At 73.0% G+C, this 24,557-nt stretch carries 22 protein-coding genes; 8 read left to right on the top strand and 14 right to left on the bottom strand.

What is annotated here, in order from left to right; translation table 11 throughout:
* Positions 1-14: 14 nt before the first annotated feature.
* From AC07FT_RS30275 to AC07FT_RS30260, 4 genes are all read right to left on the bottom strand, one after another.
* Positions 15-632: a SurA N-terminal domain-containing protein gene (locus AC07FT_RS30275; RefSeq protein ID WP_471205128.1), complete on the bottom strand. Its 618-nt coding sequence runs from the start codon at positions 630-632 to the stop codon at positions 15-17.
* Between the two features lie 166 nt (positions 633-798).
* Entirely contained in the window at positions 799-2,355 is a 1,557-nt protein-coding gene (locus AC07FT_RS30270) for a protein kinase domain-containing protein (protein ID WP_479179148.1), read from the bottom strand.
* On the bottom strand, positions 2,352-2,876 hold the full coding sequence (locus AC07FT_RS30265) for a hypothetical protein (RefSeq protein WP_479179147.1): 525 nt from the start codon (positions 2,874-2,876) through the stop codon (positions 2,352-2,354). The genes AC07FT_RS30270 and AC07FT_RS30265 overlap by 4 nt, the downstream gene beginning before the upstream one ends.
* Positions 2,877-3,004: 128 nt before the next feature.
* Positions 3,005-5,125, bottom strand: coding sequence for an N-6 DNA methylase (locus AC07FT_RS30260; protein ID WP_479179223.1), 2,121 nt, complete (start codon positions 5,123-5,125; stop codon positions 3,005-3,007).
* 218 nt (positions 5,126-5,343) lie between these two features.
* Here AC07FT_RS30260 and AC07FT_RS30255 point away from each other — a divergent pair, with 218 nt between their 5' ends.
* Positions 5,344-6,075, top strand: coding sequence for a hypothetical protein (locus tag AC07FT_RS30255; protein ID WP_479179146.1), 732 nt, complete (start codon positions 5,344-5,346; stop codon positions 6,073-6,075).
* Positions 6,075-6,833, top strand: a complete 759-nt coding sequence (locus AC07FT_RS30250) for a LolA-like protein (protein WP_479179144.1) — start codon at positions 6,075-6,077, stop codon at positions 6,831-6,833. The genes AC07FT_RS30255 and AC07FT_RS30250 overlap by 1 nt, the downstream gene beginning before the upstream one ends.
* Positions 6,834-6,879: 46 nt before the next feature.
* Here AC07FT_RS30250 and AC07FT_RS30245 read toward each other — a convergent pair whose 3' ends face one another.
* On the bottom strand, positions 6,880-7,566 hold the full coding sequence (locus tag AC07FT_RS30245) for an HNH endonuclease family protein (protein ID WP_479179143.1): 687 nt from the start codon (positions 7,564-7,566) through the stop codon (positions 6,880-6,882).
* Positions 7,567-7,655: 89 nt separating this feature from the next.
* On the opposite strand from AC07FT_RS30245, the gene AC07FT_RS30240 reads away from it, so the two are divergent.
* Positions 7,656-9,107 carry a DUF2079 domain-containing protein gene (locus AC07FT_RS30240; protein ID WP_479179142.1) on the top strand — a complete coding sequence of 484 codons (1,452 nt, stop codon included), beginning with the start codon at positions 7,656-7,658 and terminating at the stop codon, positions 9,105-9,107.
* A 12-nt stretch (positions 9,108-9,119) separates the two neighbouring features.
* On the opposite strand, the gene AC07FT_RS30235 is transcribed toward AC07FT_RS30240, so the two are convergent.
* Complete coding sequence (locus AC07FT_RS30235; RefSeq protein ID WP_479179140.1) at positions 9,120-9,902, bottom strand: VOC family protein; 783 nt, start codon at positions 9,900-9,902, stop codon at positions 9,120-9,122.
* Positions 9,903-10,050: 148 nt separating this feature from the next.
* On the opposite strand from AC07FT_RS30235, the gene AC07FT_RS30230 reads away from it, so the two are divergent.
* Positions 10,051-10,596 carry an RDD family protein gene (locus AC07FT_RS30230; RefSeq protein WP_479179139.1) on the top strand — a complete coding sequence of 182 codons (546 nt, stop codon included), beginning with the start codon at positions 10,051-10,053 and terminating at the stop codon, positions 10,594-10,596.
* A 66-nt stretch (positions 10,597-10,662) separates the two neighbouring features.
* Here AC07FT_RS30230 and AC07FT_RS30225 read toward each other — a convergent pair whose 3' ends face one another.
* Complete coding sequence (locus AC07FT_RS30225) at positions 10,663-11,940, bottom strand: L,D-transpeptidase (RefSeq protein ID WP_471205112.1); 1,278 nt, start codon at positions 11,938-11,940, stop codon at positions 10,663-10,665.
* Between the two features lie 355 nt (positions 11,941-12,295).
* Here AC07FT_RS30225 and AC07FT_RS30220 point away from each other — a divergent pair, with 355 nt between their 5' ends.
* Positions 12,296-12,592, top strand: a complete 297-nt coding sequence (locus AC07FT_RS30220; protein ID WP_479179137.1) for a hypothetical protein — start codon at positions 12,296-12,298, stop codon at positions 12,590-12,592.
* 73 nt (positions 12,593-12,665) lie between these two features.
* Here the strand turns inward: AC07FT_RS30220 and hutH are convergent, their stop codons facing one another.
* The 4 genes from hutH to AC07FT_RS30200 form a co-directional block, all read right to left on the bottom strand.
* Positions 12,666-14,210, bottom strand: coding sequence for a histidine ammonia-lyase (gene hutH, locus AC07FT_RS30215; protein WP_479179136.1), 1,545 nt, complete (start codon positions 14,208-14,210; stop codon positions 12,666-12,668).
* A gap of 91 nt (positions 14,211-14,301) precedes the next feature.
* A complete protein-coding gene (locus AC07FT_RS30210; RefSeq protein ID WP_479179222.1) occupies positions 14,302-15,399 on the bottom strand; it encodes a GGDEF domain-containing protein in 1,098 nt (365 codons plus the stop codon).
* Between the two features lie 218 nt (positions 15,400-15,617).
* Complete coding sequence (locus AC07FT_RS30205; RefSeq protein WP_471205108.1) at positions 15,618-16,424, bottom strand: enoyl-CoA hydratase/isomerase family protein; 807 nt, start codon at positions 16,422-16,424, stop codon at positions 15,618-15,620.
* A 111-nt stretch (positions 16,425-16,535) separates the two neighbouring features.
* Positions 16,536-16,979 carry a MarR family winged helix-turn-helix transcriptional regulator gene (locus tag AC07FT_RS30200; protein ID WP_471205106.1) on the bottom strand — a complete coding sequence of 148 codons (444 nt, stop codon included), beginning with the start codon at positions 16,977-16,979 and terminating at the stop codon, positions 16,536-16,538.
* A gap of 108 nt (positions 16,980-17,087) precedes the next feature.
* Here AC07FT_RS30200 and AC07FT_RS30195 point away from each other — a divergent pair, with 108 nt between their 5' ends.
* Positions 17,088-18,113 (top strand): SMP-30/gluconolactonase/LRE family protein, encoded by a 1,026-nt coding sequence (locus AC07FT_RS30195; RefSeq protein WP_479179134.1) that lies wholly within the window; start codon positions 17,088-17,090, stop codon positions 18,111-18,113.
* A 210-nt stretch (positions 18,114-18,323) separates the two neighbouring features.
* Here AC07FT_RS30195 and AC07FT_RS30190 read toward each other — a convergent pair whose 3' ends face one another.
* The 3 genes from AC07FT_RS30190 to AC07FT_RS30180 form a co-directional block, all read right to left on the bottom strand.
* Entirely contained in the window at positions 18,324-19,895 is a 1,572-nt protein-coding gene (locus tag AC07FT_RS30190; protein WP_479179133.1) for a cytochrome P450 family protein, read from the bottom strand.
* 167 nt (positions 19,896-20,062) lie between these two features.
* The gene (locus AC07FT_RS30185) at positions 20,063-21,328 is read right to left on the bottom strand and encodes an adenylate/guanylate cyclase domain-containing protein (RefSeq protein ID WP_479179131.1); all 1,266 of its coding nucleotides are present in this window, start codon (positions 21,326-21,328) and stop codon (positions 20,063-20,065) included.
* Between the two features lie 143 nt (positions 21,329-21,471).
* Positions 21,472-22,359: a biotin--[acetyl-CoA-carboxylase] ligase gene (locus AC07FT_RS30180; protein WP_479179129.1), complete on the bottom strand. Its 888-nt coding sequence runs from the start codon at positions 22,357-22,359 to the stop codon at positions 21,472-21,474.
* Positions 22,360-22,545: 186 nt separating this feature from the next.
* On the opposite strand from AC07FT_RS30180, the gene AC07FT_RS30175 reads away from it, so the two are divergent.
* Positions 22,546-24,141 carry an acyl-CoA carboxylase subunit beta gene (locus AC07FT_RS30175; protein WP_254749119.1) on the top strand — a complete coding sequence of 532 codons (1,596 nt, stop codon included), beginning with the start codon at positions 22,546-22,548 and terminating at the stop codon, positions 24,139-24,141.
* 14 nt (positions 24,142-24,155) lie between these two features.
* A complete protein-coding gene (locus AC07FT_RS30170; RefSeq protein ID WP_471205096.1) occupies positions 24,156-24,362 on the top strand; it encodes an acyl-CoA carboxylase subunit epsilon in 207 nt (68 codons plus the stop codon).
* Positions 24,363-24,557: the final 195 nt, after the last annotated feature.

Here is a 24,557-nt window from a genome sequence, read left to right as displayed (position 1 = left end):
CCTTGCAACGTAACTCACGCCTGCTCGGGGGAGCCGCCCGAGGTGCGCAGCCATGCCTCCTTGGCGATCACCGCGGTGCCCTGGTCGTCGTCCCACTTGCCGTAGCGGGGGTTGACGTCGATGTGGAGCGCCTTGGAGGTGCCGGCGAAGACCGTGTTGACCTTGGCGGTGCCCAGTTTGCGGAGCAGTGCGCTGCGGGTGAGGTCCATCCGCACGGCCTCGTCGATGGTGTCCGGCGCGATGCCCTGCTCCAGGTAGAGGGCGCGCAGCGCGGCGCCGCCGCCCGCCTGCCGCTCGGCGGCGGCGCGGGCCCGCTGCACCTCGCGGCGGGTGACGGTGACGCCGTTGTCCTGGCCGGCCCGTTCGATGACCCGGAACTGGATCATGCGGATCAGGGTGTCCTGGCTCAGCCGGCCGCCGGCCGAGAGGAGCTGGTCGGCCTTGGCCGAACCCCGCTGCGCGTCCCGTACGTCCTTCACCTGAGCCTGGAGCTGCGAGACGGTGATCCGGTCGCCGTCCACCACGGCGGCGGCACCCGCGCGCGGGGCCTCACCGCAGGCGGTGAGCAGCGGGGCGGCGAGCAGCAGGGCGGACGCGGCGGAGACGGAGAGCGCAGTACGGCGGCGGATCATTGAGCCTCCCGGCAGAGATCGTGCGGCGCGACAGACGATCTGGCGTTGATCGATGGTATGGAGTCGGCGCGGCCTAGGCCACAGCTTGGACAACGATTCACAAGCGTCTTGGTCAGCGCCGAGCCCTCCGGAACCGTCGAGCCCGCGAAGACCGGCAGGACAGGACCTAGCGCACCTGTCCGAGCCAGTGCAGGGTGCGGCGGATCTCCTCGGGGAGCGGATGGTGCGGTCCGTGCACCCGCTCGGCGTCATGCAGCAGCCGGACCAGGGTGTCGTGCGCGGCCGGGCGGTCGCCGAGGGAGAGCAGCAGATGGCCGATCCGGCGGCGGATGTCCAGCGGTGGACCGGGGTCGGTGGCCGCGTACCGCTCGAAGTACGGCAGCAGGCGCCGGTATTCGTACAGGGCGGCGGACGCCTCGCCGAGCTGCTCCAGGCACTGGGCGGCCTCGTAGCCGGACCGGAGCGAGCGGTGGGCCGCGTCCGGGCCGGACTCGGCGGCGTACTCATCGGCCAGCCGCCGCAGTTCGGGCAGGGCGCGGCGGTACTGGCCGTCGTCCATCAGGGTCGCCGCGTACTGCGCGCGCAGCGACCGTACGACGGTGGACCGCTCACCGTGTTCGGCGGCGGCGACCGGCAGGACGGCGCCGAGGAGGTCCACGGCCTGGGTGATCCGGCCCAGATCGAGCAGCCGTCTGACCTCGTCGACGGCGGAGGCGACATCCGGCGGTCCGGCCGGTCCGCCGGGCCGGGGCAGCGGTACCGGGACCGGCGGGGCCGCCACGGACCGGTCCGGGCGGTCCGGCCAGGGGGCGTGCGGACGCAGGAAGGGACGGGTGGGGTCCATCGGGCCGGTGGCCGGGCCGGGACCCGCGTCCGGCCGGGGCAGCAGCGGCACCAGCGCCTGGTAGACCTCCTGGGCGCCGGCGGGGCGGGCCTGCGGATCCTTGGCGAGCAGCCGCAGCACCAGCGTTTCCAGCGCCTCCGGTATGCCGGGGCGGAGCTGACGCGCCGGAACGGGCGGCTCGTGCAGATGGCGGTGGAGGACGCCGAGCGCGGTGGACCCGGCGAACGGCACGGCCCCGGTGAGCAGTTCATGGAGCAGTACGCCCAGCGCGTACAGATCGGTGAACGGGCCGACGGCCCCGCCCATGGCCTGTTCGGGGGCCATGTAGGCGGGGCTGCCGATGGGCGATCCGGTATGGGTGAGCCGGGTGGTGTCGGTGTCCAGGACGGCGGCCACACCGAGGTCGAGGACGGTCACCGTGCCGTCCGGGCGCACCATCACGTTCCGTGGCTTGAGGTCGCGGTGGACGATCGGCACCGCGTGCACGGCGGAGAGCACGGCGCACAGCTGGGCGGCCACGCAGACCGCCCAGGGCCAGGGGTAGGGGTCGTGTTCGGCGAGGTGGTCGGCGAGGTCGGCGCCCTCGACATGGCTCATGACGAGGTAGAGGTCCTCGCCGTCGCTGCCCGCGTCGTGGACGGTGACCAGACCGCGGTGGTCGACCTGGGCGGTGACCCGGCATTCGCGGACGAAGCGGCGGCGCAGCTCGTCCACGGCGTCCCCCTCCCCGCCGGAGCCCGCGACCCGGTCGGGGCGCAGCAGTTTCACGGCGACGCGGCGGTCGAGCCTGCGGTCGTACGCGGTCCACACCTGGCCCATCCCGCCCTGGCCGAGGAGGGTGGCCAGTTCGTAGCGGTCGGCGATGACCCGTCCGTTCAACGCCCCTGCTCCTTGCGGAGGTAGTCGCTCAGCTCGTCGAGTTCGGCGCGGACCCGCTCGATGCGCTGGGGCCGGTGCGGCGGTGCGGTGGGCTCGGGGTACCCGGTGGGCTGCGGCAGGATGTAACCGTAGGGCGCGGGGCCGTACCCCTGGGGCGGACAGGGCGGGGGAGCGACCGCGGAGACGAGCCGGTGGTGGCGGATGTCGGCCATCAGGTAGTGCACGGGCACCCCGGTGGCGAGGGCGAACAGCACGGCCAGGGCGATGTACCCCAGGGTGCCGGGGTCGTCGTCGGGTCCGGTGCCGAACACCACCAGCGTGGCCACGACCGTCACGCAGGTGGCCCAGAACAGCGCCCAGTCCAGCGGGCGGCGGCGCAGGATCGCCAGCCGCAGCATGGCGATCCAGGACAGGATCCCCAGGCTGAGCAGGGTCACCGCGACGAAGACCACCCGCTGGGTGACCGCGAGGGCGGTGGTGGCGGGGCGGGGCTGCGGCGGCGCGGGGAGATGGCCGTGCATTGCTGCTCCTGAGGGACCTGGTACCGGGACGTTGACGCGAAGGTGAGCGTATACGGGGACATGGCGCGTCAAAGCCGGGTTGTATGGTTCCGCTTTCGGACGGGTCACACACACGCCGTCCGGCGCGGTCACCCCGGCGGTACGGTGCCGTCCGCGAGACCGTCGTACAGTCCGCGCACCAGCTGCTCGCCCAGCCGGGCCGCGAGCCGCAGGGTCTCCTCGAACGAGGCCAGGGTGCGGTAGCGCTCACCGTAACGCCGCTGGTCGGCCAGGGGCAGCCGGGGCAGCCGCAGCCGCCGGACATCCAGCCGGGTCGCGGTGGACGCGTAGCTGCTGGCCTGCCGCTGGTTGGCGCCGCCGCGCAGATGCCCGGCGAGGAACCAGGGGTCGAGCGCCCCGGGGTCCGGCCGCAGCAGGGAGAGGTTGCGGCCGAGCGCGGCCCCGGCGGCGGCCTCGTCCACGACCCGCGCCACGGTGCCGCCGCCGATCAGCGGGACCACCACGTCACCGGAGCGCAGGAGCACCGGTTCCCCGGCGGATCCATCGGGGGCGGCCTCGGTGGGCGCGCCGGTGGGGCCGGTGCCCGCGAGGACGTCCTGTTCGGTGAGGAGGGCGACCCCGGAGCCGCCCGGCGCGCCGCCGGTGCGCAGTTCGAGGGCTCCGGCGCGGACCAGTTCACCGACGGTGGTCATGGGCCAGCGGCCGCCCGCGGACTCCCGCGCGGCGGGTTCGGCGGGCGCGGCCGGGGTCAGTTCGGCGGTACGGGCCAGGGTGGCGGTCAGCCGGTCGCGTACGGCGGTGAGTTCGGTGGCGCTGCCGCCCGCGGTGGGCGGTGGGAGGTGCCGGGCGGGGGCCAGGTCCACATCGTCGTCGAGGAGTTCGATGACGGGCAGGGCGCGGCACACCCCGGGCCGCTCGGGGGCGGTGCCGTCGCGGTCGAAGGCGTACCAGGCGTCCAGCACCGTGGACCGCACCGTCCGCCAGGGCAGTTTGTCGCGTCCGGGTGAGACGGGGGCGGCGGGGGCCGGATAGCCGGGCGGCACCGCGCCCTCGGGCGGCGCGGTCTCGGCGGCGACCGCCGCGGCGGCGTCCACCAGCAGCAGCCGGGGGGCGGCGGGCGCTCCGGCGCCGGGGCGGCGCAGCACCCACAGGTGCAGCGGGATGCCGTACGGCGGCGCGGCACCGGCGGGCAGGGCGACGACGGCCCGCAGCGCGCCGCGGCGCAGCAGATCGGCGCGGATCCGGCGGCCGGAGCGGCGGGACGCGGCGGCGGGGGGCATCAGCAGGACGGCGGTGCCGCCGTCGCGCAGATGGGCCAGGGCGTGCTGCACCCAGGCGAGTTCGGATTCGGTGCGGGCCGGGAAGCCGTACTCCCAGCGCGGGTCGTAGGCCAGTTCGTCATGGCCCCAGTTGCGCTCGTTGAACGGCGGGTGGCAGACGACGGCGTCGGCGGTGAGCCCGGGGAAGGCGTCGGCCCGCAGACTGTCCGCGCCGCGCACCCGCACCTGGGCGTCGGAGTGCAGGGCCAGCCGCAGCGCGGTGAGCGCGGCGAGGTCGGGGTCCTGCTCCTGGGCGTGGAGCGTTTCGGCGGATCCGGTGGCGCGCAGCAGCTCGCCGGTGCCGGAGGCGGGGTCGAGCACGGCCCGGGGGCCGGTACCGGAACCGTCGTCGGTCCGGCCCGCGAGGGCGGCCATCAGGTCGGCGGGGGCGGCCGGGGTGAGGGTGTACTGCCGTGGGTTGGCGTCCAGATGACGGCCCAGCAGGAACTCGTACGCCTGGCGGGGGCCGAGTTCACCGGCCAGTTCGGCGGCGCCGCGCAGCAGCGGGACGGTGGCGCGCAGTCCGGCCGCGTCGGGGGTGTGCACCGGGTGGCCCTCGCCGAGCCGCGCGGTCAGGGCCGGTTCGAGGGCGAGCGGCAGCAGTTCGGCGAGCTGGTCGTCGGTGGCACCGCCGACCCTGCTCCACACCGCGGGCCGGTCCCGTACCAGCAGCAGGACGGCTCCGACCTGGCAGAGCGCGGCGGGGGCGCCGGCCGGATGTCCGGCCAGCAGCTGCCAGACGCGTTCGCGCAACGGGACCTCGGCCAGCTTGCCCTGGGCGCGCAGCCAGTGCTCGATGTCGCCGAGGGCGAAGGTGGGGCTGGTCTCGGTGCCGCCGACCGGCTTGGGGAAGTCGGCATGGCGGCGGCGCCAGTTGCTGACGGCCGCGCGCCCGACCCCGGCGAGCCGCGCGATCCCGGCCGCGGTCACCTCGCTTGCGTTCTCCGCTGCGTTCTCCGGCACCTGGCTGACTCCCGTCCCGTGGTGCTGCTCCGGCGCCGAGCATACCGGCGGCGATCTCGAAGAGACCCCTTCACGCTGTGAACTCTACGCTCCACATGATTCTTGTTGACTCGGTTCACAGACTCTGTTCTTATTAACCCATCGGTTCACGGAGTTCCTCCAACGCCCGAAAGGTGCCCTTGGTCATGGCTCAGCAGCGCAGACAGCGGCAGAACTGGTTCGCACGGCACAAGGTCCTCACCGCCACGGGCGCGCTCGTCGCCGTCATCGCCGTCGGCGGTGTCGCGGCGGGCGGCGGAGGCGATGACACGAAAGGCGGGAGCGAGTCGGGCACGGTGGCGTCGGCGGGCGGCGGAGGGTCCGCCGACGGCAAGAGCGGCAAGGACGGCAAGGACGGCGCCAAGGACGACGGGAAGAAGGCCGGACCCGCCCTCGGCGGCGACGGCACCTTCGAGGTCGGCGCCGAGGTGAAGCCCGGCACCTACCGGTCGACCGGCAACACCATGTGCTACTGGGAGCGGGCGAAGGACTCCTCCGGGGAGCCCGACGCGATCCTCGCCAACGACAATGTCACCGGCAGCACTTATGTGACGGTCAAGGCGAGCGACAAGATCTTCAAATCCGAGGGGTGCGAGGACTGGGAAGCCGTTCCCGTCACCCCCTCCGGAAGCCCCAGGACAGGGATGACCGGTGACGGTATGTACCGGATCGGTGCCGACATCGCCCCCGGCACCTACAAGTCCACCGGCAACGGCGGGGACGACGGCTGCTATTGGGAGCGCAGCAAGGACGCTCTGCACGGAGTCGACTCGATCATCGCGAACGAGAACGTCTCCGGGAACGCCATCGTCACCATCGGCGCCAAGGACGCCTATTTCAAGACCAACGGCTGCAAGAACTGGAAGAAGACGGGCTGATGCGCTCCACCACCACCCTGGCCGCCCTGTGCGCCACCGCCGCCACCGCCCTCGCCCTGACCGCGTGCGGAGGCGGCGACGACGACGGCACCGGGAACACGCCCTCCCGCGGGGCCACCACCGCCCCGAAGGGCGGGCTGGCCGACCTGACCGGCCCGCAGATCCTCGACAAGGCGGTCAAGGCCACCAAGGCGGCGACCTCGCTGACCGTGGATCTCGACGGCGTCGTCGACGGCGGCGCCCTGAAGTACCGGATGACCTCGGACACCAAGGGCGAGTGCAAGGGGACGATGGACCTGGGCGACGAGGGCGCTGTCGAACTGATCAAGACCGGTGACACGGCCTATCTGAAGTACGACGCCACGTTCTGGGAGTCCCAGGGCGAGGACGGCAGGGCCGCGGCGAAGCTGATCGGCAACCGCTGGACCAGGACCGACGCCTCCGGCCCGGACGCCAAGGACCTCGTCGACGCCTGCGACGCGGGCAAGATGACGGCCGGGTTCGTCACCGGCCCCAGCGACGCCCGCAAGGGCGGCTCCACCACCGTGGACGGTGTCCCCGCCATCACCCTCACCGAGCGCGGCGGCGGCGAGACGACCACCATGTACGTGGCGGCCCGGGGCAAGCCCTACATCCTCAAGGTCGTCATCAAGGGCGGTGACCAGCCCGGCACCCTGCTGCTCAGCGACTTCGACGAGCCGGTGGGCGCCAAGGCCCCCACCGGGGACGTCGTCGACCTCGACGAACTGGCCGGCTGAAGCCCCGGCCCGCCGACCGGAGCCTTCCACCCGCGCCCGGCGCCGCCTAACGGCCGCCGCGCGCGGGCAGCCCGGTGTCCGGACACCGGTCCAGTACGCGCGTCATCGCGTCCTTCTCCGCGCGGGTCACCCACACCCCGTACTTCTTCTTCACCGCGACCTGGTGCGCCACGTAGTCACAGCGGTATCCCTTGTTGGGCGGCAGCCAGGTCGCCGCGTCCCCGTCGCCCTTGCCGCGGTTGGCGGCGGAGTCCACGGCGATCAGATTGAGCGGATCGTTGGCGAACGCCACCCGCTTCTCCCGGTCCCACTCCCGCGCGCCCTTCTGCCAGGCGTCGGACAGCGCCACCACGTGGTCGATGTCCACCCTGCTGTGGCCGCGGACGAACCGCACGCTGCGTCCGGTGTACGGATCGTCGTCCAGCGTGCCGGAGACGACCAGGCAGTGGCCGTCACGGAACCGCACCTTCGCCAGGTCCCGCCTGAGTATGTCGTCCCGCGTGCCACAGCCGTTGTCATCGGTGTCCACCCATGGACTGCCGAACGCGCTGCGCTCATAACCCGTCCTCGGCGCCCGCCCCTTGACCGTGAGCGACGCCACAGCGGAGAGCGCCGGACCGGACGGCCGCCCGCTCCCCGGCGTGCCACCCTCCTCCGACCTGCCCCGCTCCCCGTCCTTGCCCGGCTGGCAGCCCGCCACGGCGAGCAGCGCGGCCAGCGCCACCGCGGTCACCCGCCCCGATCGCCCGAACCGTCGACGCAACCGTCTCACCCCCTTCGCGTATCTTTTCGCACAGACCGCCCACACGATAAGGACCCTGGATGGACACGGCCGCAGCACGCCCGCCCGGCACCACCTCGGACGGGGCGCCCGCGGCCACGGGCCGTGCCCGGCTGCTCACCCGGGCGAAGGAGCTGCGCGGCCCGCGGCGGGACCCGTACTGGCTGGCCCTCGTCCTCTTCGCGCTCTACACGACGCTGTCGGTCACCCGGTACCGGCGGATGGCCACCATGTCCTGGGACCTGGGCATCTTCGAACAGGCGATACGGGCGTACGCCCACTTCCAGGAGCCGATAGCCGACCTCAAGGGCCCCGGCGCCAATATCCTCGGCGATCACTTCAGCCCCGTCACGGCCCTGCTCGGCCCGGTCTACCGGGTCTTCCCCGGCCCGGTGACCCTGCTGGTGGCGCAGGCCGCCCTGTTCGCCCTCTCCGCGGTCCCCGTGACCCGGGTCGCCGCCCGGCTGCTGGGCCGCGGCCGCGGACTGGCGATCGGCATCGCCTACGGCGCCTCCTGGGGTCTCCAGCGCGCCGTGGACTTCGACTTCCACGAGATCTGCTTCGCCCTCCCGCTGCTGGCCTTCTGCCTGGAGGCGGTACTGCGCGAGCGCTGGTACGCGGCGATGCTGTGGGCCGCGCCGCTGGTGCTCGTCAAGGAGGACATGGGCGCCACGGTGGCCGCCATCGGCGCCGTCATCGTGATCCGCACCTGGCGGACCCATGAGCAGCGGATCACCTCGTACGCCATCGCCCTGATGGTCTTCGGCGTCGTCGCCTCGGCCATCGCCCTGGGCGTCATCATCCCCGGCTTCAACGGCACCGGCTCGTACGACTACTGGGAGAAGGTCGGCGGCGGCGCGGAGCAGACCGGCAGCATCCCCTTCGGCACCGCGCTGCGCACCCTGCTGTGGATCCTGCTGCCGACGACCGGACTGCTCGCCCTGCGCTCACCGCTGCTGCTGGTGGCCGCGCCCACGATCGGCTGGCGCTTCCTCTCCCACGACGACCACTACTGGGGCACCGACTGGCACTACAGCGCGGTGCTGATGCCGGTGGTCTTCCTGGCCCTGGTCGACGCCGTGCACCGGACCCGCGACAGCCGCCGGGCCTGGCTCGCCGCGTACTCCCGCCAGCTGCCCGCCGCGGTGTGCGGGGCGGCCCTGGCGCTGTCGTCGTCGATGCCGCTGTACGAGCTCACCAAGGAGGCCACGTACCGCAAGCCGCCGGAGGTCGTCGCGGTGGAGCGGCTGCTGGACCGGATCCCGGACGGGGCGTCGGTGGAGGCCAACGTGGGTCCGATAGCCCGGCTCACCGACCGCTGCCGGGTGCTCTGGGTGGGGGCGACCCACGGGGTCGAACCGGACTACATCGCCGTCCAGGAACCGGAGCGCAGCATGAGCGAGGTGGTGGCCTACGCCCGTCAGCTGCACCCCGGCGCCACCTATGAGCCCTACGGCTCGTCCTCGGGCTACTTCGTCGTCAAGCGGCGCTGACCGCCGCCCGGCCTAGCCCATCGGCTGCGGGGCGATGACGGCGAACGCCGCGCCCTGCGGGTCCCGCACCACCGACATCCGGCCCGCCACCATGTCGAACGGCGGCTGGAGCACCTCCCCGCCCTCCGCGGAGAGCTTGGCCACGGTGCGGTCCACCTGCTCGACCGCGAAGTAGACCATCCAGTGCGACGGGGTGTCGGGCGGCATCTCCTCGCGCAGCGGCTGGAGCCCGCCGACCGTACGGCCGTTGACGGACAGCGAGTAGTAGCCGTCGGCGCCCTCCATGGGCGCGGTCTCCAGGCCCAGCGCCTCGGCGTAGAACGTGGACGCCGCCTCCCGGTCACGGGTGTTGAGCTCGTTCCAGATCAGCGCGCCCGTCTCGTTCACCAGCCCGGCACCGGCGAACTCCTGCGGCTGCCAGACGCCGAAGACGGCCCCGGTGGGGTCGGCCGCCACCAGCATCTTCCCCAGGTCCATCACGTCCATCACCGGCAGCAGCACGGTGCCTCCGGCACGGCTGATCGCCTCCGAGGTGGCCTGGGCGTCGTCGGAGGAGAAGTAGGTGGTCCACACGGTGGGCGGCGGGGGTTCCTCGCCCATCGCCCGGGCCGACATGATGCCCGCGACCGGCTTGTCCTTCAGGGCGCACAGCGCGTAGCCGCCGCTCTCCGGCGGGCCCACCTCCCCGGACCAGCCGAAGAGCCCGGAGTAGAAGTCCAGGGCGGCCTGCTGGTCGGGGACCATGAGATCGATCCAGCACGGCGTCCCGGGCTGGTAGGACGTGATGTCGGGCATGGCCGCCTCCCGGATGCAGGTCCGGCCGGCCCGGCGCCGGACGGGACCACCCGCTCCACCCCACCCTTCCCCCGATCCGCCCCGGCCGCCACTCGGCCGTGGCGGCCGGGAGGAACGGTGGACGGACCCCTTTGACAGAATTCCAGCCATGATCGATTCACGGGGGCCGCAACAGCCCTATGGACCGCCACCGTCCTCGCCCTACGGACCGCCGTCCTCGCCCTATGTCCTTCCGCACGCACCGCCGGGGCCCCCGCCGCCGGGCCCGCGCGTCCCCGAACCGGCCGGTGACGAGCGCCGCATGCTGGCGGCGACGGTCGATTTCCTCCTCGCCGCCGGTGTCGGCTCAGCCCTCGCCCTGCGGGTGCTTCCCCAGCTCAAGGTCGAGGCGAACGCCCTGGTCCTGTGGCTGGCCTGTGTGTTCGGACTGTCCTTCGTCAACCAGGTGCTGGGCGCCTGGATCTTCCGGGTCTCGGCGGGCAAATGGCTGCTGCGGATGCGGGTGGTACGCGCTCAGGACGCCCGACGGCCGGGGTTCTGGCGGCTGGTCCACCGCTGGCTGCTGGGACTGACCTGGCTGCCGGTGCAGCCGGTGCGCAGTCTGATCGGCGCGGACGGCGAGCCGTACGAGGACCACTGCGAGCTGGTGTACGTACGGCTCAAGGATCTGCGGCGGCTGGGCCACCACCGATGAAACGCGCCGGGCGGCGGCCGGCCTTCGGGGCCGACCGCCGCCCGGCGGTGCTGAGGAGAGGGTGCGTCAGGCGCCGGTGGCGCTCCCGGCGACCCACTTGTCCCAGTCCATGTTCCATCCGTTGAGGCCGTTCTCCGGCTGGATGGTGCGGTCCGCGGAGTTCTTCACCACGACCACGTCACCGATCTGGGAGTTCTCGTAGAACCAGGCCCCGTCGGTGTTCGGGTCGCCCGCGCCCTTGGTGTCCGACAGGCCCACACAGCCGTGGCTGGTGTTGACGCTGCCGAAGATGGACTTGGCGCCCCAGTAGTTGCCGTGGATGAAGGTGCCCGAGGTGGACAGGCGCATGGCGTGCGGCACGTCCTTGATGTCGTACTCGCCCTTGCCGTCGTCGTCCTTGAAGCCGACCGTGGCACCGTTCATCCGGGTCTCCTTGAACTTCTCGGAGATCACCATCTGACCGTTGTAGGTCGTGTTCTCGGGGCTGCCCGCCGAGATCTTGATGGTCTTGAGGGGCTTGCCGTCCCGCAGGACCTTCATCGTCTTGGACTTGGCGTCGACCGTGCTCACCTGCGAGTGACCGACCTTGAAGGTGACGGTCTTCTCCTGGACGCCCTTGACGCCGGGCGACGCCTCGACACCGTCCAGGTTGAGCTTCAGGGTGACGGTCGAGTTGGCCTTCCAGTACTCCTCGGGCCGCAGGTCGAGCCGGTTCGGGCTGAACCAGTGGCCGACCACCTGCTGACCGCTGGTGGAGGTGACCTTGATGTGCGACTCGACGGCCTTCTTGTTGGAGACCGGCTTGTCGAAGTTGATGGAGACCGGCATGCCGACGCCCACCTTCGCACCGTTCTCCGGCGTGAAGTTGCCGATGAAGCTGTTGGAGGGCGAGACGGTGGTGAAGGACGAGTGCTCGGTGGCCTTGCGGCCCTCGGAGTCCTTGGCCGAGGCAGTGATCTTGTACTGGGTGGACCGCTCCAGCTGACCGTTGGGCTTCCAGGTGGCCCCATCCGGCGATATGGTGCCCGCCACGGTGGACCCGGTGGCCGGGGCGGTCATCTTCACGGAGGTGAGCTTGCCACCGCTGACCTTGACCTTGGTGTCGCTGTTGATGCCCGTGCCGGTGGCACCGGTCTTCGGGGTGATCTTGATGTGGGCGTCCGACGCGTCCTTGGCCGCCGCCTCGTCGACCTGCGACTGCGACTTGCCATTGCCGTCGTTCTTGCCGTCATCCCCGTCGTCACCGCCGCCGCAGGCTCCGAGTGTCAGCACACCCCCGAGCACGGTGGCCACGGCCACCAGCCCCCTACGGCGCTTGCCGTCCGTCATCACACGCTTCTCCATTTGACCTGGTCTTGATCTTGACCCCAGAACCCCGGACCTATCCCACAAGAACGCCTGTACCTTTTGGCCGGTTCCTCGCACAGTAAAACTGTGCGCAAGGCCACTTAGCAAAGGCGCCGGTCAAGCCTATGACCCGCCGGTACCCACAGGGGGGCGGCTCAGTCCCCCGCGCCCCACATCAGCGCGATCGGACCACCCACCCACTCACAAAACCAGACAAACCGCGAACTCTCGGTACACGTTCCTTGGCGGAGCGTGCGCACCCCGCCGGACTCGCTTCCACCCGGCCCGCCCTTGTCACTACGATTCGCTCCGACGGGGGTCAAGTCACCGCAGCCTCAAGGAGGATGCCGTTGTGCCCGCACGCCGACCGCTGCTGACCGCCGCCGCTGCCGGTTCGCTGCTGTGTGCCCTGTGGTTCGTCCCGTCGGCGAACGCCACGGTCGAACGGACCCGGCAGTCGGCCGCCCCCGCGTCACAGCCCCAGAACCCGGCCCGGGCCGGGCAGTCGGCCGCCACGCCCGGCGAGAACCTCGCGGACTCCGGCAGTGTGGACGTGACCCCGTACCTCGTCGGCGGTACGGCCTTCCTGGGGCTCGGGGTCACCATGGTGACCGCCTCCGTGCGCCGGGCGCGCCCGGAGGCGTACTGATCACCCCTCGGTTCACCCCCCGGGCCGTCAACCGGCCCGTCCGGACCGTCCGGCCCGTCGGGCGTCCGCCGGTTCAGGCCAGCGGACCGGTCACCGACTCCACGGCCTCGGCCAGCTTCCCGGACCGCACGAAGGCGTCGGCGGCGGCCAGATCCGGTGCCAGATAGCGGTCCCCGCCCGGCCCTTCGACCCCGGCGGCGCGCACCGCGTCCAGCACCGCGCGGGTGGCGGGTGCGGGCACCAGGCCCTCGCGCAGCTCGACCCCGCGGGTCGCCGCGACCAGTTCGACGGCCAGCACGCGGGAGAGGTTGTCCACCGCGGTGCGCAGCTTGCGCGCCGCGGACCAGCCCATGGAGACGTGGTCCTCCTGCATCGCGGAGGACGGGATGGAGTCCACCGATGCGGGTACGGCCAGCCGCTTCAACTCGCTGACCAGGGCGGCCTGGGTGTACTGCGCGATCATCAGACCGGAGTCCACCCCCGCGTCCCCCGCCAGGAACGGCGGCAGCCCGTGCGAGCGGTTCTTGTCCAGCAGCCGGTCGGTGCGGCGCTCGGCGATCGACGCGAGATCGGCGGCGGCCACCGCCAGGAAGTCCAGTACGTAGGCGACGGGCGCCCCGTGGAAGTTGCCGTTGGACTCCACCCGGCCGTCCGGCAGCACCACCGGGTTGTCCACGGCGGCGGCCAGCTCACGGTCGGCGACCAGCCGGGCGTGCGCCAGGGTGTCCCGCCCGGCGCCCGCGACCTGCGGGGCGCAGCGGATCGAGTACGCGTCCTGCACCCGCGGCGCGTCGTCCTGGTGGTGCCCCGTCAGCCCCGAACCGGCCAGCACCCGCAGCATGTTGTCGGCGCTGGCGGCCTGGCCCGGATGCGGGCGGATGGCGTGCAGCTCGGGCGCGAGCACCCGGTCGGTGCCGAGCAGCGCCTCCAGCGAGAGCGCGGCCGTCACATCGGCGACGGTGAACAGCCGGGCCAGGTCCGCACAGGCCATGACGAGCATGCCGAGCATGCCGTCGGTGCCGTTGAGCAGCGCGAGCCCCTCCTTCTCGCGCAGCACGACCGGCTCGATGCCGTGCTCGGCAAGCAGTTCGGCGGCGGGCCGCAGGGTGCCGTCGGGCCCCTCGGCCTCGCCCTCGCCCATCAGCGCCAGGGCGCAGTGGGAGAGCGGCGCGAGATCGCCGGAGCAGCCGAGCGAGCCGTACTCGTGCACCACCGGGGTGATCCCGGCGTTGAGCATCGCGGCCATCGTCTCGACCACCAGGGGGCGCACTCCGGTGCGGCCCGAGGCGAGGGTCTTCAGCCGCAGGAACATCAGCGCGCGCACCACCTCGCGCTCGACCCGCGGGCCCATCCCCGCGGCGTGCGAGCGCACGATATTGCGCTGGAGCTCGGCCCGCAGATCGGGGGTGATGTGCCGGACGGCGAGCGCGCCGAAGCCGGTGGAGACCCCGTAGACGGGCTCGGGCTTGGCGGCCAGGTCGTCGATCACCTGCCGGGCCGCGGCCACGGCGTCCAGCGCCTCGGCCGACAGCTCCACCCGGGCGCCGTCGCGCGCCACGGCCACGACGTCCTCGGCGGTCGTCCCGGACGACCCCACCACCACAGTGTGCATATCCATATTCAGGCACCCTAGAGACTGAATCGCGACCTGTCACCTGTCGGATCGAACGGCTTTGCGTCCGCCCGCCCGGTGCGGTGCCGGGGGCCGGTCACGGACGGCGGCCCCGGAACCTGCGGCGCTCCGGAGGATGGTCGGCCGCGGAGTCGGCGAGCCGGACCACGGGGTCGTCGGCGCCGCCGTCCCGCCCGGCGACGACCGGTTTCGCGGACCGGGCCGCCTTGGCCCGGTACTGGGCCGCGTCCGCCAGCCGGAACAGCCGCCGGGCCGACCGTATGGGCCCGATGGGGTCGCCGGTGGACGCGACCCCGCAGGCGACGCCCTCGCCCATCTCCAGCTCGGCGGCCCGGCGGCACAGCTCGTCCGCCACCCGCACCACCTCGTCGGCCGGGGGCCCCACCCCCAGCAGACAGAACTCATCGCCGCCCAGCCGGGCCACCAGGGCCCCGGGCAGCATGGCGCCGCACAGCGAGAGCACCGAGCCGAAACGCTCCAGCAGACGGTCGCCCACGGCGTGGCCGAGGCTGTCATTGACCCGCTTGAGGCCGTTGAGGTCGCAGACCACCAGGCTGACCACGGTGCCGTGCGCCCGGTGCACCTCCAGCGCCTCGTCCAGCCGGATGTCCACCGCGCGCCGGTTGCCGAGCCCGGTCAGCGGGTCGGTGAAGGCCAGCCGGCGGACCTCCTCCAGCCGCTCGGTCTGGGCGAGCCCGGCCGCGGTCACGGCGGCCAGGACGGTCGCGAAGTCCGCGTCGTCCCGTCCGAACACCGCACTCCCGGCCGGGCGCGCCACATACAGCTCGCCCCACGCCCGCCCGTGCAGCACGACCGGCGCCACCACACAGCTGCCGCGCCCGCGCCGCCGCAGCGCTGCCACGCGCTCGTGGCGGTACGCGCCCGAGCCGGTGCGACGGCCCTCGGAGGTCTCCACCCAGGCGTGCGGCTCCCCGCCGGAGGCCCAGCGCTCGTGCAGGAACTCGGTGATCTCCGGGAACTGGTGCACCGGGTACGACTCGTCCTCCGGCAGCGACTCCTCGCCGTCCATCAGCTCGCCCACGTTCACCAGGACCCGCAGCCGGCCGCGCTCCCGCTCCCAGACCGACACCGCGGCGAAGGTGCCGTCGAGGGCGCGCCGGGCGCTGTCGGCGGCGGCTCCGACCGCCTCGCGCGGGGTCTGCGCCGCCGCCATCGCCTGGGCGAGCGCCACCACGGCCCGCAGCCGCCCGTCCACGCCACCGGGGCGCCCGGACCGGCGGCCCCCGTCGTCGCCGTAGTCGCCGTTGTCGCTCACGACGGCCTCGCATTCTCACCGCACCGCAGCTCTCGCTCTGCCCTCCAGCGTAAGAACGTCGGGGACAATCCGCTGCGGCCCGTGCACGGCGGGTGGGCGTCGGGCGGGCCCGGGGGCTACTCCCCCGGCCAGTCGGGAGTGCGCTTCTCGTTGAACGCAGCCACGCCCTCGGCACGGTCCCCGGAGAACGCCACCGTGCGCCAGGCGGCGTCCTCGACCTCGAGACCGGCCTTCAGGTCCAGCCCGTGGCCCAGCCGCAGCGCCCGTTTGGCGGCCCGCAGCCCGACCGGCGAGTTCGCGGCCATCCGCCCGGCCAGCTCCAGCGCCTCGGTACGGTCCGCGCCCTCGGCGGCGAGCAGGTCCACCAGGCCCAGCTCCCGGGCCTCGGCGGCGGGCACCCGGCGGGCGGAGAAGATCAGCTCGGCGGCGCGCGCCGCCCCCACCCGGCGCGGCAGCAGCTGGGTGCCGCCCCCGCCCGGGATCACCCCGACCGACACCTCGGGCAGCCCCACCACGGCGGTCGGGTCGGCGACGATCACGTCGCAGGACAGCGCCAGCTCGAAGCCGCCGCCCAGCGCATAGCCGTGCACGGCGGCGACGGTGGGCATCGGCAGCTCCAGCACCCCGGTGTACGCGGCGCGCGAACCCGGCCGGTGGCGCACCAGCTCGGCGTCGGTGAGCGAGTTGCGCTCCTTGAGGTCGGCGCCGACGCAGAAGGCCCGCTCATGGCTGGAGGTCAGCACCACCGCGCGGGCGTCGCGGTCCTCCGCCAGGGCGGCGCAGGCCGTGGCGATGCAGCGGGCCATCTCGGAGGAGACGGCGTTCATGGCCTTGGGACGGTCCAGGACCAGTTCGGCCACGAAGCCGTGCCTGCGGACCGCGACCCATTCGCCGTACCGCACCTCGTCGTGCTGCTCGCCCATCGGAAACCCTCCCGGTTAACGACCGTGAACCTGTTCCGAGGATCATCGCAGCCCGGCCCGTCATCCGGAACCCGCGCCCGCCACCGTCTCCGGCACCGGCCCCGCTCCGCCTCAGCGCGGACGGACCGACTCCAGGTAGTCCACACAGCGCCCCAGCAGCGCCACCAACCGCTCGCGCTCCTCCTCGCCGAACTCCGCGGAGAGCCCCCGCTCCACCCGCACCGCACGGGCGTCGGCGTCGGCCAGCACCTCCTGGCCGCGTTCGGTGAGCCGGGTCTCCAGGACGTTCCGGTGCCACGCGTGGGGGGTGCGCTCGATCAGCCCGCGCTCCTGGAGGTTCTTCAGCAGCGTGTTCATCGTCGGCGGCGTCACCATGCACGCCCGCGCCAGCGCGGCGGCCGAGATGCCCGGGTTCTCCGACAGGCACAGCAGCGCCGCGTACTGCGGAACGGTCAGACCGGCGGGCTTCAGCACGGCGTGCTTGGTCGCGTTCAGCGCTTGCTCGGCTCGTTTGAGGTGGGAGCCCAGCCGCTCGCTAGCGGGCATCGAGGTCATCTGCGCATCGTACGGCGGCATCAAGGATAAGCACCTTGACGATCATTAGAACTCTAATTACTGTTCGAACACACCTCAAGGAGAGAGTTCAACCACAGAGAGGCATTCATGCCCCGCGCTCTTCCGCTCCGCACCCTGGCCGTCGCGGTCACCGCCCTGGCCGCCGTCCTGCCACTGGCCCCCGCGGCCCACGCGGGCGGTCCCGCCGTCCATCCCGCCGCCCACCAGCCCGCCCCGCCCCGGATCTCCCCGGCGTACGAACTCCCCGGCGACCGGGTCTATCCCGAGGGCATCGCCGCCGACCCGCGCACCGGGACGCTCTACGCCGGATCGTTCGCCGACGGCACGGTCTACCGGATGACGCCCGGTCACCGGGCCGCCGAGGTCCTGCTGCCCGCGGGCACCGACGGCCGCACCACCGCCAACGGGCTCAAGGTGGACACCGCGGGACGGCTGTGGGTGACCGACTCCACCGCCGGGGTCTCCGTCTACGATCCGCGCACCCGTCGGCTGCTGGCCCGCTTCGATGTCCCCGGACGGGCCGCCCGGTTCGTCAACGACCTGGCCATCGCCCCGGACGGCAGCGCGTATCTCACCGACAGCGCCCGCGCGGTGGTCTACCGCGTCACCCCGCACCAGCTCGCCCGTGCCCGGGCGCACGGCGGACACGCGGTCCTCACCCCGCGCTTCGACCTCGGCGACGCGCTGGATCCGCACGGTCCGGGCACCTACACCCTCAACGGCATCGTCGCCGACCCGACCGGGCGCCATCTGCTCACCGTCGACATGACCGGCGGCGATCTCTACCGGCTGGACCTGGCCTCGGGCGGCATCCGCCGGGTGGCCCTGCACGGCGGCGACCTCCGCCTCGCCGACGGTCTCGAACTGCGCCACGGGACCCTGTGGGCGGCGCACAACACCGATGACGCGATCAGCCGCTGGCGGGTCGCGGCGGACGGCCGCACGGCCCGCCAGGAGCGGCGGTTCACGGACGAGTCGCTCCAGGTGCCGACCACGCTGATACGCCGGAACGGCACGCTCTACGTGGTCCGCTCCCAGTTCGACAAGGGCGGCCCGCTGGGCGACGGCACACCGCGGACCCCGTTCACGGTGGCCGCGGTCACCGGTATCTGAGCCTTCCCGGCTCATCCGGCCCGGACCGCTGGGGCCACCGGGCCCCCGCCGCCACCACGCGTCCGGCGGCGGAGGGTTGGGGCTGTGGTGCCGAAGCAGCGCCGTACGCCCGGAGGGCGGGTCCCGCTGCGTCAGGGACACCTCCCGGGGTGCACCTGCCCGGACGCCCCTGACAACGCCGCGAGCGTGCGTGCCGGCCGACGCGGGGCCCTAACGCAGGCGGCGCCAGCGCTTCAGCGCGGCCAGCACGGACGGGCGTCCCCGTGCCACGGAGTCGCCCGACTCCTCCGGCTCCTCGGAGTCGTCGGCGGGCGCCGCCGGGGCTCCGGCCGGGTGCGGTACGTCCGGGTCACCGGACCGCCCTCCCGGGACACCCGGCCCCGGGGGCGCGTCAGCGGGACCGGATGGTTCGCGTCCGGGCGCGGCCGGGCCGGGGGCCGGTGCCGCCGGGCGCTCTTCCGGCTTCATCCCCGCGGGGGCGGAGTCCCCCGCGGGGACCGCGTCCCGGGTGGTGGCGGTCTCCGCCGGGGGGAAGTTCGCCGGGAGCGCCACCAGGCCGCGCTGATAGATGCCCGGCCGCCACAGCAGTTCCTCCGGCGGGACGGCCAGCGTCAGGTCCGGGAGCCGGTCCAGCAGCCGTTCGATGGCCACCGCCGCGATCAGCCGTGCCGAACTGCGCCCCGGGCACATATGCGGCCCCGCGCTGAAGGCCAGATGGGCGCGGTTGCCCTGCGGGCTGCCCGCCACCCGCAGCGCGTCCTGGTTGGCCCCGGCGAAGCTGATCACGACGGGCTCGCCCTCGCGCAGCCGCACCCCGGCCAGGTCCACATCGTGCCGGGGGAAGTGCACCGCCAGGTTGGCCAGCGGCGGATCCGTCCACAGCACCTCGTCGAGCGCGTCCTCCACGAGCGTGCTGCCGCCGGAGAGCCCGCCCGCGAAGCGGGCGTCGGTCAGCAGCACCCGCAGGGCGTTGCCGATCAGGTTGATCACCGGCTCGCTGCCGGAGGCCATCAGCAGACCGAGCTGCTCGACCAGTTCCTCGTCGGTGAGCCGCTCCGGGTGGGCGATCAGCCAGGAGGTGACGTCGGCGGCCGGGCGGGCGCGTTTGAGGCCGACCAGCTCCCGGAGCGCGTCGGCCACCATCACATCGGCGGAGCCGACGTCCGTGCCGTCGAGCATGTTGGCCAGCCCGGTGAAGAGCCGGTCGGCCGTCGCCCGCGGACAGCCGAAGAGCTCGCCGAGAACCAGCAGCGGCAGCAGCGCCCCGTAGTCGCCGACCAGATCGGCCTCCCCGGCGGCACAGAACCGGTCGATCAGCGAGTCGGCGATCCGCTCGACGTAGCCGCGCAGCGCGCCCGGGTCGATCCGGCCGGTGCTGTCGTCGATCGCGGCGCGGTAGCGGCGGTGCTCCTCGCCGTCGACCGCGGTGGCCATCGGCCGGTACCGGATCATCTGCCCGGCGTGGCTGGTGTCGGGAACCCGGCCCTCGTTCCTGGCCCGCCAGCGCCGGGGGTCCTTGGAGAACGTATCGGGCCGCCGCAGGATCTCCAGCGCGGTCTCGTAGCCCACGCACAGGGTGGCGGTGACGCCCGGGTCCAGTTCGACGGGGACCAGCGGGCCGTGGGCCTCCCGCAGCCGCTGGTAGACGGCGAACGGATCCCGGCCGAACTCCGGGGTGTCCAGCGGTACCGCCCCGGTGCCGCCCTCGGACCGCGCGGGGCGGCGGGGCTCCGGCACCGCTCCCGGCTGAGACGGGGGGCCGGGCTCATCGGGCTCGGTCACACAGGGCTCCTGGGATCCGGGGGGCGGGTCGGACAGGCGGCGTCCGCACCGGGGGCGGTCAGCGCACCCGGACCCGCCCGCTCGCCGGGACCCACTCGTGGATCTTGGCGCGCAGACTAGCCGAACCGGCTTCCGCGCCGGAGCCAGTTGTCACATCGCACACACGGTCAGCCGCGGCGGCTCAGCAGCCAGGGCTCCACGACCCCGAGACCACGCACCGGCCGCTGCCACATCGGCTGGAGCGCGAAGCGGTAGGCGGGGGGCTCCTCGCCCTCCTTCTCCGCCGCCGCGGCGGCCTCCGCGGCCTCCGCCTCCGACACCGGGGCCTCTCCGGTGCGGCTCAGCTCCTCCGCGAAGGCGCCGTCGACCAGCACCGCGTTCTTGGGCGCTATGGAGGTCAGCCGGGCGGCCAGGTTCACCGTGGTGCCGAAGACGTCGCCCATGCGGGTCGTGACGGTGCCGAAGGCGATCCCGACCCGCAGCTCGGGCATGGTCTCGTCATGGGTGAGGGTCTCGATCAGCCGCAACCCGATCTCGGCGGCGATCCCCGCGTCGTCGGCCGCGTAGAGCACCTCGTCGCCGAGGGTCTTGATCAGCCGTCCGCCGTGGGCGGCCACCAGGTCGGCCGCCGTGGTCTCGAACGCCTCGACCAGCTCGCCGAGCTCCTCCTCCTCCAGCCGCCGGGTCAGCCGGGTGAAGCTCACCAGGTCGGCGAAGCCCACCGCGAGCCGCCGGTCGACCATCTCCGCGTCGTCCGCGGCCTGGACGACCCGGCCGGTCGCCGCGGCGAGCTGCCGCCGGTAGACGTAGACGAGGAACTCCTCCAGCTCCGGCAGCAACAGCTCGACCAGCGGGTACGCGATCTCGGTGCGCGTCATCCCGGTCTCCTGCGGCTCGGTGAGCCCTTCCAGGAACGAGTCGATCTGCCAGTCGGCGAGCCGGGCGGTGGTCTGGCCGGTGGAACGGGCCACCTGGATCGCCATCGGCTCGCTCAGCAGCCCGGCCTCCACCAGACCGGACAGCCGCCGCAGGGCCAGCACATCGGCCTCGGTGAGCGCCTTGGCCTGGCCGATGTCGGCGAAGCCCATGGCCCGCCAGAAGCGGGTGGCCAGCTCGACCGAGACGCCCGCGCTCCGGGCGGCCTGGAAGGGGGTGTAGCGCCGCTCGGCACCGAGGATCAGCTGCTCCAGCCGGAGCGCGATCGGATCCGGCGCGTCGGCGTCATCGGCGTCGCCACTGTTGTCGGCGTCGCCACTGTTGTCGGCGCCGTCGCCGTCCGAGGCGCCGTCGGCGTCGCCTGCGTTGTCGGTTTCAGCGGTGTCGTGCCCGGCGGCGGGCTCCCGCGCCCCGGTGTCCCGTACGGCCGCGTCGTCGGCGGCGTCCCGCGCACCGTCCGTCTCGGCCGTGCCGGAACCCGTGTCGTCGGCGGTCACCGCCCGCCCCCTGTCCGATCCCTGCGCACTGCCTTCCGTTCCCTCTTCCGGTTCGGTTCCGGCTCGCCCACGGCCGCCCCGAACTGGACCGACCGCGACAACGATACGTCAGGTGTGCCGTAGCTCACTCTCCACTTGAGTGCTCATTCGTCCCTCGGTACGGAGCGTAGGTGCACGATGTCCCCGGCGGAGACCGGCTCCTGCACTCCGCCCTCGGTGGCCAGCACCAGCCGTCCGTCACCGTCGACCGCGACGGCCTCACCGATCCGCTCACCACCGCCGGGCAGCTCCGCGCGGACCCGGCGGCCCAGGGTGGAGCAGCCCGCCGCGTACGCCTCCTGGAGTCCGCAGGGGCCCGGGTCGCCCTCGAACCGGCGCCATTCGCCGTACCACTGCTCGATGGAGCGCAGCACGGCCCGCAGCAGCGGATCGCGGTCGGTGGAGACCGCGTCGGCCAGGGCCAGCGATCCGGCGGTGGGCACCGGCAGCTCCTCGGCGCGCAGGGTGACGTTCAGACCGACCCCGATCACCACCGCGTCCCCGGACCGCTCGGCCAGGATCCCGCCGAACTTCCGCTCCTCGCCGCCGACCGTCACCAGCAGGTCGTTCGGCCACTTCAGGGCGGTGTCCACCCCCGCCGTACGGCTCAGCGCCCCGGCGGTGGCGACCCCGGCCAGCAGCGGCAGCCAGCCCCAGCGCTCGGTGGGCACCCCCGCCGCGCCCGGCCGCAGCAGCACCGAGAAGAACAGCCCGGAGCGGGGCGGGGCGGTCCAGGCGCGGTCCAGCCGTCCGCGTCCGGCGGTCTGCTCCTCGGCGATCAGCACGGCGCCCTCGGGGGCTCCGGCCCCGGCCCGGGTGACCAGGTCGGTATTGGTCGAGCCGGTCGCCCGCACCACCTCCAGACCGGTCCACAGCCCGCCCGGACGCACCAGCGCCCGGCTCAGCGCGGCGGCGTTCAGCGGCGGCCTCTCCAGATCGGACCACCGGCCGTGTGGATCTTCCGGGCTCCCCGGGGTGTCAGAAGGCGTCATACGGGCCAGCCTAGGGTCAGGAGGTGTGGCCAACGACGCAGTGCCACCACGCAGCCCCGCCGATACGCTACGAGCCGGTAGCCCAGCCAGCTCAACAGCCACCGAACCGGTCCGAAGCCCCTATCGACCCCGTCGTTCGCTGAATCCCCTGTACCCACCCCCAGGACGAGCAGGAGCCGCATCCCGATGTCCGAGCCGGAGATCGCCCCCGAGATTCCAGACCGTCACACCACCGCGGGGAAGCTCGCGGACCTGCAACGCCGCATCGAGGAAGCGACCCACGCGGGCTCGGCGCGGGCAGTGGAGAAGCAGCATGCCAAGGGCAAGCTGACCGCGCGCGAGCGGATCGACCTCCTCCTCGACGAGGGGTCCTTCACCGAGCTCGACGAATTCGCCCGGCACCGCTCGACCAACTTCGGCATCGAGAAGAACCGCCCCTACGGCGACGGTGTGGTCACCGGCTACGGCACGGTCGACGGCCGCCCGGTCTGCGTCTACTCCCAGGACTTCACGATCTTCGGCGGTTCGCTGGGCGAGGTCTACGGCGAGAAGATCGTCAAGGTGATGGACTTCGCGCTGAAGACCGGCTGCCCCATCGTCGGGATCAACGACGGTGGTGGCGCCCGCATCCAGGAGGGTGTGGTCGCGCTCGGCCTGTTCGCCGAGATCTTCCGCCGCAATGTGCACGCCTCCGGGGTGATCCCGCAGATCAGCCTGATCGTCGGCCCGTGCGCGGGCGGTGCGGTCTACTCCCCCGCGATCACCGACTTCACGGTGATGGTGGACCAGACCTCGCATATGTTCATCACCGGCCCGGACGTGATCAAGACGGTCACCGGTGAGGACGTGGGCTTCGAGGACCTGGGCGGCGCCCGCACCCACAACACCACCTCCGGGGTGGCGCACTACATGGGCGGCGACGAGAAGGACGCCATCGAGTACGTCAAGACGCTGCTGTCGTACCTGCCGTCCAACAACCTCTCCGAGCCCCCGGCCTTCCCCGACGAGGCCGACCTCGAGGTCAGCGACGAGGACCGGGAGCTGGACACGCTCATCCCGGACTCGGCGAACCAGCCGTACGACATGCACAAGGCGATCGAGCATGTCCTGGACGACAACGAGTTCCTGGAGACGCAGCCGCTCTTCGCGCCGAACATCATCACCGGCTTCGGCCGGGTCGAGGGCCACCCGGTGGGCATCGTGGCCAACCAGCCGATGCAGTTCGCCGGCTGTCTGGACATCGACGCCTCGGAGAAGGCCGCGCGGTTCGTGCGCACCTGCGACGCGTTCAACGTGCCGGTGCTGACCTTCGTGGACGTGCCGGGCTTCCTGCCGGGCGTGGAGCAGGAGTACAACGGCATCATCCGGCGCGGCGCCAAGCTGATCTACGCCTACGCCGAGGCCACCGTGCCGCTGATCACCGTGATCACCCGCAAGGCGTTCGGCGGCGCCTACGACGTCATGGGCTCCAAGCACCTGGGCGCGGACCTCAACGTGGCCTGGCCGACCGCGCAGATCGCGGTCATGGGCGCCCAGGGCGCGGTCAACATCCTGCACCGGCGCACCATCGCGGCGGCCGAGGACCCGGACGCCACCCGTACCGAGCTGATCGCCGACTACGAGGACACCCTCCTCAACCCGTACATCGCGGCCGAGCGCGGCTATGTCGACGCGGTCATCATGCCGTCCGAGACCCGCCGCCACATCGTCCGGGGCCTGCGCACCCTGCGGAACAAGCGCGAGTCGCTGCCCCCGAAGAAGCACGGCAACATCCCCCTGTAGGAAGGGCTGTTTCCATGATCCGTATCGTCCGGGGCAATCCCACCCCAGAGGAGTTGGCCGCCGCGCTCGCGGTGGTCCAAGCACGCGCGGCGGCCGCCTCGGCCGTCGCGCAGGGCGAAGGCGTACCGGAGGAGTGGTCCGATCCGGCACGCACCGTCCCCAGCCGCCGGATGCCCCATCCCGGCCCCAAGGCGTGGCGCACGACGTACTGGCCCGCCTGAACCGCCACCGCCGGACCTCCGGGGATCCGGAAATAGTGTCTCCGCGCCGTGGGGGGGGGGGGGGGGGGGGGGGGGGGGGGGGGGGGGGGAGGGGGGTGGGGGGGGGGGGGGGGGGGGGGGGGGGGGGGGGGGGGGGGGGGGGGGGGGGGGGGGGGGGGGAGGGGTGGGGGGGGGGGGGGGGGGGAGGGCCGCAGG

The sequence above is a fragment of the Streptomyces sp. NPDC045899 genome (assembly GCF_056431485.1).
This window is presented reverse-complemented; position numbering and strand designations above follow the sequence as displayed.